Here is a 16,125-nt window from a genome sequence, read left to right as displayed (position 1 = left end):
TGTGTATCCACGCCGGTCACGGCATGTGGATACGCTTCCGGGTAACCGAAAGCAAAAGAAGCCCCAGCAAAATCAGGCCTAAAATCCATCCACCAAGGTACGCAAGATCAATGTAAACGGACTTGGCAGACTTGAACCAGCCGTAGCGCATCATCTCGTAACAATGCGCCAACGGGATCGAGAGCAGTACGTCGCGAACCTGTTTCGGCAAGGCGTGCATCGTGAAGAAAGCCCCGGACAAGGGCATCAAAACGTAGATGAGCGGATGTATCACTCGGCCGAGTGTGCGGCGCTCATGCGTAATTGCGCACACTACCATGGACGTACCCCAGGACAGCAGGAACAACGCAGCGACACCCGCGACGTAGATCAGCGGTCGCTCCGGTGGATTGGCAATGCCGGTGGCCATCGCCACCCCCATGAGCAGGCAGAAAGCTACCAGCGTCCCTGCCTGTTCGAGCAATCCACGCGACAGGAGAACATCGAAAGGCGTGATGGTGCGATGGTAAAACAGCGACACGTTGTTCTCGAGCACACCCTCGGCTCGGCTCACCATCGAGCGGAACGTCATGAAGTTGCAGTATCCAATCAATGCAGCCGGCACAGGCTTGATGTCGCCACCGAAATGGTTCGGGCTACGCGCGTGGATCAGCCCAACTGCCGTGGCGAGAAATAGCGGCTCGAGGATGAGCCACAAATATCCGATGTTCTCACGGCCGTAACGAGTATGAAGCTCGCGCATCATCAACGCGCCGATGACGCGGCTCTGGATACGCAACCCTTTTCTCATCACGCCGGGCTGCGATCGCAAATCCTCGCTGACGCTTGCCATGATTCTGCCCCGAATTGTGAGATGTCGCTAGCGGAAACCACGTAGCGCGTCGAGGCAACCGCGCAGTCATCGCGGGGGCGTCGCCAGCACCTTGCTGTAAAGGGCATGGAGATGCCGCCGATGCTCGTTCAGCGAGAAGCGAACCGCCTGTTTGCGCCCCGCCTGCGCCAACGTGGCCCGCAGATCCGGGTCGCGGTCGACGCGCGCGATCGCCGCGGTCAAAGCGGGAACATCATAGGGATCAACGATGATCGCGGCGTCTCCTGCCACCTCGGGCAACGATCCCCGGTTCGACGTAATCACGGGGGTGCCGAGTTGCATCGCCTCCAGCACCGGTAGCCCGAACCCCTCATACAAGGACGGGAACAGGACTGCGCGGGCGTTGCGCACCAGGTGCATGACCAGCCGCCGCGGCAAGTAATCCAGCTGGATGATCCGGGCACCGGCCTTGCCCGCACGACGGCTCATGGCGTCAATCAGGCGAAGTTCCTCATCCTTCTGCCAACCGCGCGCGCCGACCAGAACCAGTGGGTGCGGCGTGTCGGTGGACAGATAGGCTTCCGCCAACCTTGCCACGTTCTTCTTGGGCTCGATGGCGCCAAAGTACATGAAATAGCCGCCGGGTCGCACGCCGAAGATGGCTTCCACGTCCGCCATCTCGCTGGCCAAACCCTCCGGCATTGGAGTGTGCTGATACGTGTTGGTGACGTGATCCTCGGGCGCGCCAAGCAGTTCAATGATGTCGCGTCGGCTGGATTCGGACACAGTGACGATATGATCCGCGTCCCGGACGCAACGCTCCACGAGCCGGTGGTAGAACCGCTTTCGGTCAAGGGTTGCGAACGGCAGTTTCAGAGGGACCAGGTCATGCAAGGTGTACAGGTTGCGGGCGCCCGCAAGACGGACTGGTATCGGATAGGTCCAGTGCATGATGGACGGCGGATTTGGGACCTTCAGCTCCAGGAAGCGCCGCGTCCGCCGGAAGTGCTGCTCGGCATGCTCGAAGAGGTGAGCGCTGCTCAATAACCGGTCGAACTGCGGCAGCCTGTCAACAAAGCCCGCGCTTTCGATCCGACCGCTTTCCGGAACCTGCGACACCCGCAGCCCCCGGGCAACCGCTGCCCAGTGCAGGATCGGACGCAGCCACGCCGGCCCGCGCCTTGGCGGCAGCCCCCGCCCCATCGCCTCGTAAAACAGGATCTCCTGCATCCGAGCGTCGCGACCAACCGGAACGGAAAACAGGCCTTCCACAGAGAGGCCCAGAGACCGAACTGCTTGGGCTAGCGCAAAGCCATAGGTCGCCACCCCGGTTCCCTGTGGCAGCGCCAGGTTGAACCCGTCGATGCCGACGCTTGCGATGGTCGTACGCTCGTCCCCCATGCAGCCGAAGGACTAAACGTCGAAGCGAGAATCGCTAGTGAATTCGTCGTGCAGACGGCGGAGGCGCGCTCCGAAGCGTTCGGGGGTGAAGTTCCCCGCCCGTTCGAGACCACGCATCATCAGGGTTGAACGCAAATTGTCGTCCTGGTCGAGGCGAATGATACCCTGTGTGATCGCGCCTTCATCAACCGGATCTACCAAAAGCGCAGATCGCCCCGCCACTTCGGCCAAAGCGCCGTTATTGGCGGTCAGAACGGGAGTACCAAGCGCCATGGCCTCCACCACCGGCAGGCCGAAGCCCTCCGCCAAAGACGGGAACAGCAACGCTCGCGCGTTGCGGAGCAAGTCCACCAGCGCAGGCCGCGCCTGAAAGGGCAACAGCACGAGCCCGGCTTCCGCCTGCGCCCAATCATGATCAGGGCCGGTCAGGACCAGCGGACGGGTTGTACCACTGTTGCGCCAGGCAGCGATCAGCCGCGGCAAGTTCTTGCGTGGTTCGGCGAGGCCGCAGAACAGATAATATTCCTGCGCTATCAATCCGTCAGGCAATTGCCCAGGTCCATGAGCGAGCGCCGTAACCGCCGTCCCGCAATTGCTGACCAGCGCTGCTGGGAGTTGAAGCGCCCTGAGAATTTCATCGCGAGCGGCGTCGGAGACTGTGAGAAAGCGGTCCGTGACTGATGCCAGAGCGCGGATCCTTCGCGCGAGCGACAGCGGCTCTACGTTCGACAGTTCCGGTGTGATCAACGGGATTGCGTCATGGATCGTGTAAAGGTTCACCCACCCCCTGATCCACGCTGGGATGGGATAGGTCCAGTGCATGATCCCGGGAGTACCCGGCGCATCCAGTATCAACACTTTACCCGTCCCGGCAAAACGCGCGTGCGCCAGACGGAAGACGTCGGGGCTATAGAGTCGCTGAGCATCGCGAGTGAGCAGCAATCGACGATGAAGCGTTCCCCGAACGCGTCGCCCGATCACCTCCGACAGCGGGGCTCTCGCACCGAACCGCCCACGCTGATCGTCTTCGAGCATGAGAGGGGCCGGCCCTGTGGCCGCAAGGGCATCTCGCATGGCCCGCGCGTAGGAGGCGACGCCGGTACCCTCTGAGGCGGTCAGGCGCCCGTCGACACAAACTGGCACCTGTCGCGCGCGCATATCATCCTCTAACATCCGGCCGACACTGGCACGGGGTGGGAATGATTGTCCTCGACAATGTTTCAAAGGTCTATCGAGGCCATAATGTGGACAATGAGGTGCTGCGCGGCGTTCACCTGACGATCCCGCGCGGCGACTCCATCGGGGTGTGTGGCGCAAACGGCGCTGGCAAGTCCACGTTGATGAAGCTGATCGCCGGCGTGGAACGGCCGACCACCGGCAAGGTGACGCGGACCATGAGCGTGTCTTGGCCGATCGGCTATTCTACCGCTTTTCACCCCCATTTGACGGGGGCCGACAACGCCAAGTTCGTGGCGCGCATATATGGTGCTGACGAACGCGACCTACTCGCCTTTGTCGAGGATTTCGCGCAACTTGGCTCCTATCTAAATGAACCGATCCGGACCTACTCGGCCGGCATGGCAGCACGGCTCGCGTTCGGCGTGTCCCTTGCCATCAAGTTCGACTGTTATCTCGTGGACGAGGTGACCGGCGCCGGAGACGAACGCTTCAAGGTACGCGCGGAAGAAGCGCTGCACGAGCGTCGGGAAAATGGAACCCTGGTGATGGTGTCCCACGATACGGGAACGCTGTTCCGTTACTGCAAGCGCGGGGCAGTGGTGTATGGCGGCAGCGTCACGCTTTACGACACAATCGCGGAGGCGGCCGACGTCCATCATCGACTGCAGAGCTTAGGCGCACGAGTGGGCCAGGCAGCTTAGCTGTCGGTCAGCGACAACTGCCGCCGTTCCCGCGGCTGCCGGATTGTCTTGGCCGGGCCGACACGATAACTCGCCGCTCGCGCGCCGTTTTTGGCTGCGCTTCCGGGGGAATGGTATGCGGAAGGGCTTGGTCGGATCATCGCGGCTGATCATGGCGGCGCTGGTCGGAAGTGCGCTGGCCGGCTGCTCCACCTTGCCAAGTGCTGGACCGACCGCGGCCCAGATCAACCGGGCACTGCGCCACGACAATCAGACCGGTTTCACGATCGTCGACATCGACGCGGCAGCCGCACCCTCCCTCGCCTTCACGCCGCCTCCGATGGGTGGTCTCGCCAAGCTTGATCGGGTCGGGCGGATCGACACCGTCGGGCCAGGCGACCTGCTTGAAATCAGCATCTTCGAGGTTGGCGTTACCCTGTTTACCGGGGCAAGCACCGACAGCCCGGCCCAAGGTGGCGCGTTCAACCCCTCCGCCAGGGGAACCCAGCTTGGCACGGTGAAGGTGGACAGCGCCGGCGACATCCAGCTTCCCTACATCGGCCGGCTCGCCGCCGCTGGGAAGACGACGAGCGAAGTCGAGCGAATGATCGAGCGCGGGCTTCGCGGGCTTTCTCAGCGGCCGCAGGCGCTGGTCTCTGTAAAGGACAATGCGCACAACGTCTTCTATGTGTCCGGCGACGTGCGTCAGCCCGGGCGGTACACGCTGGGCCTGCCGCGCGAGCGCCTGCTCGACTCGCTGGCACGCGCAGGCGGCACCGTGAACCAGCCTGACGACATGGTTGTGCGCGTGACCCGCGGCGGCGTTTCGGAGGAAAGCCGGCTTTCCGCAGTGGATGCGTCCGGAGCCCAGAACATCGCGCTGCTCCCCGGCGACCGGATCGAGTTGTTTAACCGGCCGCGCACCTATCTGGTGTTCGGCGCGAGCGACAAGGTGAGCCAGGTTAATTTCGGTGCCAACAACGTCTCTCTGGCAGAGGCTCTGGCGCGAACCGGCGGCCCGAGCGAACGCCTTGCCGATCCGGCCGCCGTGTATCTTTTCCGCTACGCCGCAGCATCGGGTGAGGCATCCGGCGGTCAGCCGGTGATCTACCGCCTCAATATGATGCGACCCGACAGCTATTTCCTCGCGCAGCGGATCGGCATGCACGACAAGGACGTCATCTACATCGCCACCGCTCGCGCCAATGCGCCCGGCAAGCTGGCGCAGATCCTTGGCCAGCTTTTCTCGCCCATTCTCGCGGTCCGCGCCGTCACACGCTGATCGTCACTTCTTTGCTTCCCACTAAGATCATTTTGGTTTCAGTTGCTTGATGCGGCGGAATCCCTGGCGACTAAGACCTCGTGGAGAAACGTGATGGCGAGCATTGACCAGCCCGCATCGCTCCACGAGAAGGCGATGAGATGACGATACAGCCAGGCGGGATCATCCCTCTTCCGCTGCGTGATGAGGCGACGTCCGTCGCCGCGCGCGCGGTTGCTCTCGCGGGGGATGGCATTGCTGCGCTGCAGGCCTGCTTCCGGGATCCCACTTTTTCCTCGAATTTCGAGCGTCTGGTGAAGCTGATCTCCGGATCGCGTGGGCGCGTGATCCTCGCCGGTATGGGGAAAAGCGGGATAATCGCGCGCAAGGTCACCGCGACACTGACGTCCACCGGCGTGCCTGCCACTTTCCTGCATCCTGCCGAGGCGGGGCATGGCGACCTTGGCATGATCACGCAGGACGATGTGGTGCTTGTTATCTCCCATTCGGGCGAGAGTAGCGAGCTGGCTACGATCTTCAGCTACTGTAAGCGCTTCGCCATCCCGATTGTCACGATCACCGCACAGCCGGAATCAACCGCCGCCAAGGCCGCCGACTTCCACATCCGCCTGCCGGCCGTGCGCGAGGCGTGTCCGATCCAGCTCAGCCCCACCACATCGACCACGGTCCAACTCGTGTTTGGCGACGCGCTCGCCATGACCCTGATGGCCGGCCGTGGTTTCTCCGCCGATGACTTTCACAGTCTTCACCCGAACGGCCGCCTCGGCGCCCGCTTGCTGAAGGTGCGGGACGTGATGGCCAAGGGCGCGGACGTGCCGCGGATCACGCCGGACGCATCCTTGCTCGATGCCACCATCGAAATGACCAGGACGCGGCTCGGCGGCACCGCCGTGGTGGACACCCAAGGCCGCTTGGTTGGTGCCTTCACCGACGGCGACTTGCGACGAACCGTAACCGTTGAGCGAACCCTCACTGATTCGGTAAGCAAGTATATGAGCCGCTCCCCCTTGTGCATCGGGCCGGGAGAGTTGGCGTCCGAAGCGGTGCGGCTGATGCACGAACGCAATGTGATGCTGTTGTTCGTTCGCGAGGGCGAGGGGCTGGTCGGTGTCGTTCACATGCACGACGTTCTCCGCGCCGGCGTGGTCTGAGGCAGCCCGGCCCATGTCGCTGCTCGTCGTCATTCCTGCCCGCGCGGAGTCGAGCCGCCTGCCGCTGAAGCCGCTGCGGCCGATTGCCGGCATCAGCCTGCTTCACCGAACGATCGCCTTTGCCCGCCGCGCGCTCTCCGACGTCCCCGAAGCGGATCTGGTCGTCGCCACCGACGACCCGCGGATCTTGTCCCATGCACAGGAGGCCGGCTGCGACGCCGTCATGACGGATCCCGCCATTGCCTCCGGCTCGGGCCGCGCCCTCGCGGCGGCACGGGCGGCGAGAGAGTTGCCCGACATTATCATCAATCTTCAGGGTGATGCACCATTTCAGCCCCTCAGCGCCCCATCGGCCATCATCCGCGCCTTCTCAGCCGGTGACGGGGACGTCGCCACGCCTGTTGTTCGGCTGACCTGGGACGCACTCGACGCCATGCGCGACCACAAAAAGCGCGAGCAATTCAGCGGCACCACCTGCGCGCGCGCTGCCGACGGCCGTGCGCTGTGGTTCTCGAAGATGATCATGCCGGCCATCCGCAACGAGGACGCGCTTCGTGCGTCCGGGGAACCTTGCCCGGTCTGGCGCCACATCGGCCTATATGGCTACCGGCGTCATGCCCTCGAGCGGTTCGAGGCGGCAGAACCGACCGAGCTGGAGCGGCTGGAGGGCCTTGAGCAATTACGCCTGCTGGAACTCGGCTTGCGGATCGAAACCGTTCAAGTGTCCCCGGCCCTCTTCGACATCTCCGGGATAGACACGCCCGCGGATATCGTCAGAGCGGAGGCGCTCATTGCGGCGCACGGCGACCCGCATCATTGATGCGCGCGATCATCGTTCGCCACGGCAATACCTTCGCGGAAGGGGAGCCAGTCCGCCGGATCGGCGCAAGGACTGACCTTCCCCTGGCGGCTAGCGGAAGGGCGCAGGCCGAAGCGCTCGCGCTCAATTTCGCCGACACGAAGATCGACCGGTGCCTGGTATCGCCCCTGCGCCGCACCCGCGAGACTGCGGCGATCCTTGCGCCGCACCTCTCGCCTGAAACCGCTGCCTGGCTGCGCGAGATCGATCATGGCCCTGATGAGGGCATGATGGAGGAAGCCGTCGTGGCGAGGATCGGCGCCGAAACATTGACGCGTTGGACCGAAGCTGCGCTTCCGCCGCCCGGCTGGATCGTCGACGCACCTGCACGCATCGCGGCCTGGCGGGCCTTCTTCAGCGAGGCCAGCGGCACGGTGCTGCTGGTGACGAGCAACGGCGCAGCGCAATTCGCGCGACTTGCCCTGGAGCTCTCCCCTGCCCGGCTGCGCACGGGCGCTTATGGGGAGATTATCGGTGGCAATCTCACCGCATGGGATGTGCGCCCCTGAGCACCGCTCCTATCTAGCCCGCTTGATCACCGCATCGACGCGCCGCAAATCATCAAGCAACCCCGGCAACCAACCAAGCGGCAGCATCACCGGCCCGTCAGAGGGCGCGCGGTCCGGATCTTCATGCGCTTCGGCGAATATCGCCGCTGCACCCACTGCCAGGGCGGCGCGCGCCAATGCCGGGGCAAACCGCCGGTCCCCACCAGACGATCCGCCCCTCCCGCCGGGCGCCTGAACCGAATGGGTGGCATCGAACATCACGGGACAGCCGGTTTCGGCCATGATCGGCAGCGCACGAAAGTCGCTGACCAGCGTGTTATAGCCGAAGCTGGCGCCGCGATCAGTCAGGATGATCCGTTCATTGCCGGTGGATCTTACCTTAGCCGCTGCCGCTGCCATGTCCCAAGGTGCAAGGAACTGCCCCTTTTTTATGTTGACGGCCGCACCCGTTTCACCTGCCGCGATCAACAGATCAGTTTGACGAGAGAGGAAGGCCGGGATCTGGATTATGTCCGCCACCTCAGCCGCAGCTGGCGCCTGCTCGGGCGCGTGAATGTCCGTCAGAACCGGGCAACCCACTGCGGCTTTCACGTCTGCCAACACCCGCAAACCTTCGTCGATTCCGACACCTCTTTTGCCGGTGATCGAGGTGCGGTTGGCTTTGTCGAACGAAGACTTGAACACGAACGGCACGCCCGCCGCCGCCGCCATCCGCGCGATCGCCTCAGCCAGTCGCAGCGAGTGATCACGGCTCTCGATCTGGCATGGGCCGCTCACCAGCACGAACGGCCGGTCATTACCGAATACGATATCGCCAACCTGCACGTTCATCGCGGGGCTTTCACAAACCGGCGCAGCAGCTGTCCCCGCCATGGCCAGACGCCTGAATGATAGTTCCAGAAGAACCAGCCGAACAACAGGCACGCCAAAAGCGCCGGCAAGGCCATAGGATCACCCTGCGCCTTCATCGTGCGGTAGAATTCAAGATCAACGGCCCAGCGCAGTCGCTCCGTTCCTCCGCCCGCGATCCCGTAGAGATTGTCGTGGCGGCGGCAGCCAATGTTACGATTGTATTTGCGATGGTCCAAGAAAAGGCAGTAATTCCGTTCCCGCTCGGCCATTCCATCGTGTAGGCAGTGGGCATGGCGGGGTTCAAGCGGAAAGTCTTCTATGTCGGCGGCTTCGATCCGCGCGGCGTCCGCTTCTATCACGCGCTCGCTGCGGAACAGCTGGACCGATACGGCAAGCTGACCGGAGAGCCAGCGACAATATCCACTCGTCGCAATGCCGGGCCGTTTCGCACGGATTGGTCCATCCTCAATCCAGCGCAGGGCGTCTCCACCGAATACAGCTTCCTTCGCTGGGACGATATCGTCCGCAAGGCCTGGATCCGAAATCCTCTGTCGCTTGGGCTGCGGGCGTGGCGTGCCTATCGCGCGAACATCAGGCATCTCGATTTCGAAACCGGGAAAAAGCTGGGCAAAGGCCCGCTCATCACGCTGTTCTACCCGCCGATCCTTTCCACCGCGCTACCGCTGTTGCTCACTCTCCTGATCGGCGGCGTGGCTGCCATCGGGTTGCCGACGGCTGTCGCTTTCCTCATCGGCCTGGTCGCCGCCATCGCGATTTCAGCGCCGCTTCTGAAGAAATGGCATGCTCCCTGGTTGTTGCGGTTCTTCGTTTTCAACAGCGAGCTCGGCGGAGGCGAAGCGCACCCGGAAATAGAAGCACGGCTGGACAATTTCGCGGAGGAGATCTCCGCCAGCTTCGACGATCCCTGGGATGAAATCATCCTCCTCACCCACAGCAATGGGTCGATCCTGTCGGTGCCGCTGATGGTGCGCCTGCTTGATCGCTGCGGCGGGACGATGCCTCCCAATTTCGCCTTGGTCACCATGGGCCATTGCATCCCATTGGTGGCATGTCGGCGGGACGCCACGCGTTTTCACGATCAACTACGCCGTCTTGCGCAGTCGGACTTCCGCTGGATCGACATCGGTTCGCCCCCGGACGGTGCGGCATATTTCGGGGTGAACCCGATGGCGATCGTGGCACCCGATCCCCGGCCTCGGATGGAGCTGCTCAGCCCCCGCTTTCACTTGTTCTATGATCCCCATACCTATCACAAGGGATATGCGAACAAGTATGAGATCCACTTCGACTATCTGCGGATGGGCGATCGGCGCTCTCCGCTAGACTTCCCCAGCCTGATGACGGCGGCACGGCCGATTGACGCGTCCATTGCCGAGTTCCGGGCTATTCAATGAGCCTGCCAAACATCGGCGGAGAGCATGTGGACGGCCTCTTCGTTCCGCCCTTCCCCGACCCGCATCCGAAAAAGTCCTCGTTGTTCTGGCGGTTCGTCCGAGGTTGGAATTCGTGGATCCATGTGCTCTTCGAAAAGAGCTACACGATGAAGATGGGCGAGATCCGGACACCGGGTCTCCACATGTACATCGCCAACGAACTGCCGCTGGTGAAGCGGATCATGAGCGACTGGCGCGGCTTTCCGAAGCACCACCTGCTCGTTCGAACGCTCGGCCCGGCGATCGGCAACAGCGTGTTCTCGGCCAACGGCGACGATTGGGCGACCCAGCGGGAGATGATCAACCCCGCCTTCCAACAGGCCGCCCTTGGTCGCACCTTGCCGATGATGCGAGATGCCGCCGATGCGCTGGTCGAACGTGTCCGGCGGTCGGATCTTGACCGTCCAATCGACGTCGATCCACTCATGACACACGTCGCCGCCGACGTGATCTTTCGGACGCTATTCTCCTCACCTCTCAGCGAGGGTGATGCGCGGCGGATCCACGACGCTTTCAACCGGTTTCAGCGGCACGCCCAATCCGCATCGATGCTCCGCTTCTATCGAATGCCAACCCTGGGCTTCTTCCATTGCTCGCGCCGCGCCGCCGCCGATATCCATGGCGTGTTCGCACACATCGTGCAGCGGCGGCTCGACGCCTACCGCGCGACCGGTGATCTCGGACCGTCCGACATTCTCGCATCCTTGATGGAGGCGCGGCATCCGAAGACCGGGGCGCCATTTTCGTTCACGGATCTGATGGGGCAAGTCTCGACGATTTTCCTCGCCGGGCACGAAACGTCGGCGAGCGCGCTCAGCTGGGCATTGTACTGCCTCGCGGAAGAGGCCGAGACGCAACGGATCGCGCGCGACGAGGTATTGTTCGTCGCCGGAACCAGGCCAATCCAGGCCGAAATGATCCGCCGGATGCCCATCATTCGGAACGTCTTCCGCGAAACGCTTCGGCTTTATCCCCCCGTGGCGTTCATGCCGCGGGAGGTCAGCTGCCCCACGCAGATGCGCGACAAGCAACTCGCGCCGGGCGCGATGGTCGTTGTCTCCCCATGGCTGATCCAGCGCAATCCGGAGCACTGGCGCTGCCCCCACGCCTTCCATCCCGCCCGCTTCGATGATCCCGATGCGAAAACCAAAAGCCGTGAGGCATGGCTGCCGTTCGGCGCGGGTCCGCGAATCTGCGTCGGTGCAGGCTTCGCAACCCAAGAGGCCGCGGTCGTACTCGCCACCCTGCTCAGGACGTTCACGATCCGCGCCGTTCCGGGCGAGACACCAGAGCCGGTAAGCCGCTTGACCTTGAGGCCAAAGCGCGGGGTTAAGCTGTACTTTTCCCTTCGATAGCGTCCGCCGAAGGCCCAGAGCGTCGACTTGTAGGCCGCGCCGACGACCTGCCACCCGCCTCAGGCCACCTCATCCGCCATCGATCCCACCAGTCCGCCCGGCCGATCAACAAAGCCGGCGTTTGCGAGCGCTTGCGCGTCATTGGCCCCGATTGCATGTGAGAAAAGGAAACCTTGCAAGTGGCTTGCCCCCGCCGCGCGGAGCAACGCAACCTGCCCCCTCGTCTCCACTCCTTCGGCAATCACCTCGAGGTTCAGGGCTCTACCGAGCTGAACTATGGAGCGAACAATTGCCGCAGACTCGCGCTCCCTTTCCAAGCCATCGATGAAGCTGCGCTCGATCTTGAGGCCATCCAGTGCAAACTTGCGCAGGTTGTCCAGACTAGAATAGCCGGTTCCGAAATCGTCGAGCACGACCCGGAACCCCATTTGGCGCAGCTTGTAGAGCGTATCCGCGGCACGCTCCGCGTCGTCGAAAATGGCTGTCTCCGTAATCTCAATCTGCAGGCGCTGCGGATCTATGCCCGCTCGCTGCACCCTCTCCACGATGTTTCCGACGAAGTTCGGGCGTCGAAACTGCCGCGGCGAGAAGTTCACCGAAACATATTGTTCCGGCCAGCCTTTCGCCGCTTCAAGGGATTGGATCAGCGCCCAGTCGCCAAGTTCATGGATGAGGTCGGTTTCCTCCGCGATAGGAATGAACGTGCCGGGACTAATCGGGCCGAACTCATCCGTGTACCAGCGCATCAGCGCTTCGAACCCGACAATCTCATATGATCCATTCGCTACGATGGGCTGGAACAGCATCGTCAATTCACCGCGAGCGATGGCCCGGCCCAGACCACTTTCCACGGCTCGGCGGACGCGGATGCCCTCGTCCATCCGCGGTTCGAACAGCCGTGCCAGGTTCCGCCCGCTGCGCTTTGCATCGTTGAGAGCGAGATCCGCTTGCCGCATCAGGTCGACAGGATCGCGGGCACCGCTTTCGGGCGCCACCACCACCCCGGCAGAGGCAGACACCTGCACCTTGTGACCGAGAACCCGCATCGACGCACCGGTTGCCACCACCATCCGTTCGCACACCATGGCGGCGGCCTCATCGCCAGCGGCATCGAACAATAGGCCGAATTCGTCTCCGGCTAGCCGGGCCACCATCCCGCCCTCGGGGATGACAGACTTCAAGGTGCGGCATGTCTGTCGAATGACTTCATCGCCGGCCAAATGGCCGAGCGAGTCGTTGATCAACTTGAACCGGTCGAGGTCCAGCGCGGCGACAGCAAACATCCCGGGCTGGCGGCCGCGCTCCCCCAGAGCGCGCAAGAAGGCAAGGCGGTTGGGCGCATCGGTCAGCGTATCGTAGCTGGCAAGATGACGCGCGCGGCCCTCGTTCGTAGCAAGCTCCGCAACATGCTGTTCAAGCGCAGCGACCTGAAGCGAGAGCGCTGTTCGTGCCGCCGCCAGCTCGCGGTCGATCTCCCACCGTCGGCTCAAAGCCCGCGTGATTTGAACGATCTCCGCGCTCTCGGTGGGGCCGACGAGATAGAAGATCTTGTCGGGTGGTCCGGCGAGGGTTTGAAGTTCTGGAGGTGAAAGGCGTCGATCGTTGGCGACCAGTACCAGATTGATGGATGGGTCGAGTTCACGAATTCGCCCCACCCACTCCTTCACATCCAGATCAGCCGATACACCGACAAACGCCACGGCAAAGGGCGAGTCCGTTACAACCGACCGCTGAACTTCTTCCACGGCGCTATCGCCTACAACGTGAAAAACGCATTCGAGGCTAACAAGATCGACCCCAGGCTCTTCGCCACTCAGTGCTTCGCCATCAAGGCAATCTTCAGGGTCCACGTCGCCTGACAGAATTCGAAAACTGCGTTGGTAAGCATCATGGTTCGCCGGATCTTGATCCATGATGAGCAGCCGCATCGACGTTCCTTTCACCTACCGGTACGAAGACGTCCTCAACTGCTTACCCAAGAGTAACGGAACACAGTTAACGTTCGAAAAACGATCCTTGCATGCCCTCAACGGCCTTCCAGTGCCTGTTGCCCCAGAACAATTGCTCCCAGCGGACCGGCATTGTGGCCGAGCGCCGGCGGTACGATGAACGTGTCGACATCCTCAATATCAGGGATTGCGACATAGCCGTTCAAGGAACGCCGAAATGCCTGCCTGATCCGCGGAAAGAGGAACTGGCTGCCGACCATCACCCCACCACCCATCACGATCCGTCGCGGCACACCGGTCAGGGTGATCGTGTGCAGAAGTTGCGCAAGCGCGTGCACGACCCCTTCCCAAGCCGGATGGTCGGGCGGCAGATCCTGTCCCTTCACGCCCGTTCGCGCAGCGATCGCCGGTCCCGACGCAAGCCCCTCGATACAGGAGCCGTGAAATGGGCATACCCCCGTCCAATCGTCACCGCTCGACCGCTGCGGCCTTATATGGCCGAGTTCACTATGCGTCAGGCCGTCGACGGGCCGCCCATGGCCGATCAAGCCCACGCCGATCCCGGTCCCGACCGTTACATAGGCCAGGTCCGCAAGTCCTGCCGCAGCTCCCCAGCGCGCCTCGCCCAGCGCCGCTCCAACGACGTCACTGTGGAAACCGGCCGGGACGCCGTACCGTGCCCCTAACCGTTTGGCGACGTCGGTGCCTGCCCAACCCGGCTTGGGCGTCGAGGTGATGAAACCGTAATCTGCCGCGCTCGGGTTGATCGACACCGGGCCGAAACTGGCAATGCCCAAGGCGGCAAACCCTTGCCATTGATCAATCGCCCGCTCTGCCGCAGCCAGTGTCTCCTCCGGGGAAGTCGTCGGGATCTCCACCCGTTCGTGGATCGCGTCCGGTCCCTGCGCCAGGATAACCACGCACTTCGTTCCGCCGAGTTCGATCCCGGCAATCAGCGGGTCCTCAGTCATTCAGGCCTCCAATGCTGCAGTGTCGATCCGCCGCAGCATGGCGACAAACCCATCCAGTTCCTGTTGTGTAAACCGCGAGAAGATCTTGCTTTCCAGCTCCAGCGCCTTCGGAGCGACACTCGCGTAGAGGTCCCGCCCCGCAGGGGTAAGCGACAAGTGATGAGAGCGCTTGTCTCCCGGGTTTGGCGCCCGGGCCAGAAGTCCCCGCTCAACCAGAGCAATCGCGGCGCGGCTGACCGTCACCTTATCCATTCGCGTGCGCTCGCCGATGTCCGCCTGGGTGACCGCTTCCACCTCCGCGATGACTGCAATCAGCCGCCACTCAGGAATGGTCAGACCAAAGAGCGATTCGTAAATTCGCGCGATCCGGTCGCTGACGAGATTGGACGTAATCGACAACCGATACGGCAGGAACCGGTCGAGCACGAGATGGTTCGTCATGCCGCAGTGGTAGCATTTGACACGAATGCCTCAACCCGCGATCATAGTATCAAATGTTACTGGATGAGGATCCACTCATGTCGACCGACAATCCCCTGGGCCTCAACGGCTTTGAATTCGTGGAATTTACCTCGCCCGATCCCGAGGCTATGGCGAAGCAGTTCGAGCAACTCGGCTTCGTGCCGACGCACCGTCACCCGACGAAGAACATCACCCGCTACAAGCAGGGCCGAATCAACCTGATGCTGAACCGCGACGAAGCGGGACGGGTGAAGCAGTTCCGCAACGAGCATGGCGCCTCCGCCAGCGCGATGGCGTTCCGCGTCGCCGATCCGAAGAAGGCGCTCGAATGGGCGCTCGCCAACGGCGGCAAGCCGACCGAGGAGGACGACACCGTCATCATGGGGATCGGCGGCTCGTACCTGTATTTCATCCAGGACGGCATCGACCTGTATGAGAACTGGGCCGAATACCCCGGCTGGCGCGAGGCAGAGGCGAAGAACAGCGTCGGGCTCGACCTGCTCGATCACCTCACCCACAATGTCCGCCGCGGGCAGATGCAGGTGTGGAGCCAGTTCTACCGCACGCTCTTCAACTTCGAGGAGCAGAAGTATTTCGACATCAAGGGCAAGGCGACGGGCCTCTTCAGCCAGGCGATGATCGCACCCGACAAGGCGATCCGCATTCCGCTGAACGAAAGCCAGGACGACAATTCGCAGATCGAGGAATTCATCCGCGAATATCAGGGAGAAGGCATCCAGCACCTCGCGCTGACCACCGAGGACATCTACGACACGGTCGAGCGCCTGCGCGAGCGCGGCGTCAGGCTACAGGACACGATCGAGACCTATTACGAGCTGGTCGACAAGCGCGTCCCCGGCCACGGCGAGGATATCGATCGGCTGAAGAAGAACCGCATCCTGATCGACGGTTCGATCGAGAATGGCGAAGGCATCCTGCTGCAGATCTTCACCGAGAATATGTTCGGCCCGATCTTCTTCGAGATCATCCAGCGCAAGGGCAACGAAGGCTTCGGCAACGGCAACTTCCAGGCGCTGTTCGAGAGCATCGAGCTCGACCAGATCCGTCGGGGCGTGATCAAGGTCGATGCCTGACCGATGATCGAGGCGCCTGCCTTGATCGAGGTGCGGCGCTCTGGCGCCGCCATCGACCGGCCAGCGCGGCAAAGCCGGCGCACAAGGCGCGGCTTTGCCGCGTCTGACGCGCCGGC

16 protein-coding genes are annotated in these 16,125 nt (G+C 62.7%); 8 read left to right on the top strand and 8 right to left on the bottom strand.

What is annotated here, in order from left to right; all coding sequences use genetic code 11:
• Nucleotides 1-16: 16 nt before the first annotated feature.
• The 3 genes from LK535_RS00930 to LK535_RS00920 all read right to left on the bottom strand — a co-directional run bounded on the left by LK535_RS00930 (nucleotide 17) and on the right by LK535_RS00920 (nucleotide 3,247).
• Nucleotides 17-832 carry an ABC transporter permease gene (locus LK535_RS00930; protein WP_227770029.1) on the bottom strand — a complete coding sequence of 272 codons (816 nt, stop codon included), beginning with the start codon at nucleotides 830-832 and terminating at the stop codon, nucleotides 17-19.
• Nucleotides 833-898: 66 nt separating this feature from the next.
• Nucleotides 899-2,212, bottom strand: coding sequence for a glycosyltransferase family 4 protein (locus tag LK535_RS00925; protein ID WP_227770028.1), 1,314 nt, complete (start codon nucleotides 2,210-2,212; stop codon nucleotides 899-901).
• A gap of 12 nt (nucleotides 2,213-2,224) precedes the next feature.
• Nucleotides 2,225-3,247, bottom strand: a complete 1,023-nt coding sequence (locus LK535_RS00920) for a glycosyltransferase family 4 protein (RefSeq protein ID WP_227770027.1) — start codon at nucleotides 3,245-3,247, stop codon at nucleotides 2,225-2,227.
• 164 nt (nucleotides 3,248-3,411) lie between these two features.
• Here LK535_RS00920 and LK535_RS00915 point away from each other — a divergent pair, with 164 nt between their 5' ends.
• From LK535_RS00915 to LK535_RS00895, 5 genes are all read left to right on the top strand, one after another.
• Nucleotides 3,412-4,092 carry an ABC transporter ATP-binding protein gene (locus LK535_RS00915; protein WP_227770026.1) on the top strand — a complete coding sequence of 227 codons (681 nt, stop codon included), beginning with the start codon at nucleotides 3,412-3,414 and terminating at the stop codon, nucleotides 4,090-4,092.
• A gap of 115 nt (nucleotides 4,093-4,207) precedes the next feature.
• Nucleotides 4,208-5,353 carry a polysaccharide biosynthesis/export family protein gene (locus LK535_RS00910; RefSeq protein WP_227770025.1) on the top strand — a complete coding sequence of 382 codons (1,146 nt, stop codon included), beginning with the start codon at nucleotides 4,208-4,210 and terminating at the stop codon, nucleotides 5,351-5,353.
• Between the two features lie 140 nt (nucleotides 5,354-5,493).
• Nucleotides 5,494-6,504, top strand: coding sequence for a KpsF/GutQ family sugar-phosphate isomerase (locus LK535_RS00905; RefSeq protein ID WP_227770024.1), 1,011 nt, complete (start codon nucleotides 5,494-5,496; stop codon nucleotides 6,502-6,504).
• Nucleotides 6,505-6,517: 13 nt separating this feature from the next.
• On the top strand, nucleotides 6,518-7,324 hold the full coding sequence (gene kdsB / locus LK535_RS00900; protein ID WP_227770023.1) for a 3-deoxy-manno-octulosonate cytidylyltransferase: 807 nt from the start codon (nucleotides 6,518-6,520) through the stop codon (nucleotides 7,322-7,324).
• Entirely contained in the window at nucleotides 7,324-7,872 is a 549-nt protein-coding gene (locus LK535_RS00895) for a histidine phosphatase family protein (RefSeq protein ID WP_227770022.1), read from the top strand. Before kdsB ends, LK535_RS00895 begins: the two co-directional genes overlap by 1 nt.
• A 9-nt stretch (nucleotides 7,873-7,881) precedes the next feature.
• Here LK535_RS00895 and kdsA read toward each other — a convergent pair whose 3' ends face one another.
• A complete protein-coding gene (gene kdsA / locus LK535_RS00890) occupies nucleotides 7,882-8,703 on the bottom strand; it encodes a 3-deoxy-8-phosphooctulonate synthase (protein ID WP_227770021.1) in 822 nt (273 codons plus the stop codon).
• A complete protein-coding gene (locus LK535_RS00885; protein WP_227770020.1) occupies nucleotides 8,700-8,993 on the bottom strand; it encodes a hypothetical protein in 294 nt (97 codons plus the stop codon). Before LK535_RS00885 ends, kdsA begins: the two co-directional genes overlap by 4 nt.
• Before the next feature lie 21 nt (nucleotides 8,994-9,014).
• On the opposite strand from LK535_RS00885, the gene LK535_RS00880 reads away from it, so the two are divergent.
• The gene (locus tag LK535_RS00880) at nucleotides 9,015-10,139 is read left to right on the top strand and encodes a hypothetical protein (RefSeq protein WP_227770019.1); all 1,125 of its coding nucleotides are present in this window, start codon (nucleotides 9,015-9,017) and stop codon (nucleotides 10,137-10,139) included.
• The gene (locus LK535_RS00875) at nucleotides 10,136-11,533 is read left to right on the top strand and encodes a cytochrome P450 (RefSeq protein ID WP_227770018.1); all 1,398 of its coding nucleotides are present in this window, start codon (nucleotides 10,136-10,138) and stop codon (nucleotides 11,531-11,533) included. Before LK535_RS00880 ends, LK535_RS00875 begins: the two co-directional genes overlap by 4 nt.
• Nucleotides 11,534-11,592: 59 nt before the next feature.
• Here the strand turns inward: LK535_RS00875 and LK535_RS00870 are convergent, their stop codons facing one another.
• The 3 genes from LK535_RS00870 to LK535_RS00860 all read right to left on the bottom strand — a co-directional run bounded on the left by LK535_RS00870 (nucleotide 11,593) and on the right by LK535_RS00860 (nucleotide 14,894).
• Complete coding sequence (locus LK535_RS00870) at nucleotides 11,593-13,461, bottom strand: putative bifunctional diguanylate cyclase/phosphodiesterase (RefSeq protein WP_227770017.1); 1,869 nt, start codon at nucleotides 13,459-13,461, stop codon at nucleotides 11,593-11,595.
• A gap of 98 nt (nucleotides 13,462-13,559) precedes the next feature.
• Nucleotides 13,560-14,453 (bottom strand): ROK family protein, encoded by an 894-nt coding sequence (locus LK535_RS00865; RefSeq protein ID WP_227770016.1) that lies wholly within the window; start codon nucleotides 14,451-14,453, stop codon nucleotides 13,560-13,562.
• Nucleotides 14,454-14,894, bottom strand: a complete 441-nt coding sequence (locus LK535_RS00860; RefSeq protein ID WP_227770015.1) for a MarR family winged helix-turn-helix transcriptional regulator — start codon at nucleotides 14,892-14,894, stop codon at nucleotides 14,454-14,456.
• Nucleotides 14,895-14,971: 77 nt separating this feature from the next.
• Between LK535_RS00860 and hppD the strand changes: the two genes are divergently transcribed.
• Nucleotides 14,972-16,009, top strand: a complete 1,038-nt coding sequence (gene hppD, locus LK535_RS00855; RefSeq protein ID WP_227770014.1) for a 4-hydroxyphenylpyruvate dioxygenase — start codon at nucleotides 14,972-14,974, stop codon at nucleotides 16,007-16,009.
• The last annotated feature ends 116 nt before the right edge of the window (nucleotides 16,010-16,125 follow it).

This window comes from Sphingomonas sp. IC4-52, assembly GCF_020707225.1.
Lineage (GTDB): Bacteria > Pseudomonadota > Alphaproteobacteria > Sphingomonadales > Sphingomonadaceae > Sphingomonas.
Note: the sequence above shows the minus strand (reverse complement) of the source record. Positions and strands in the feature narration are given on the sequence as shown.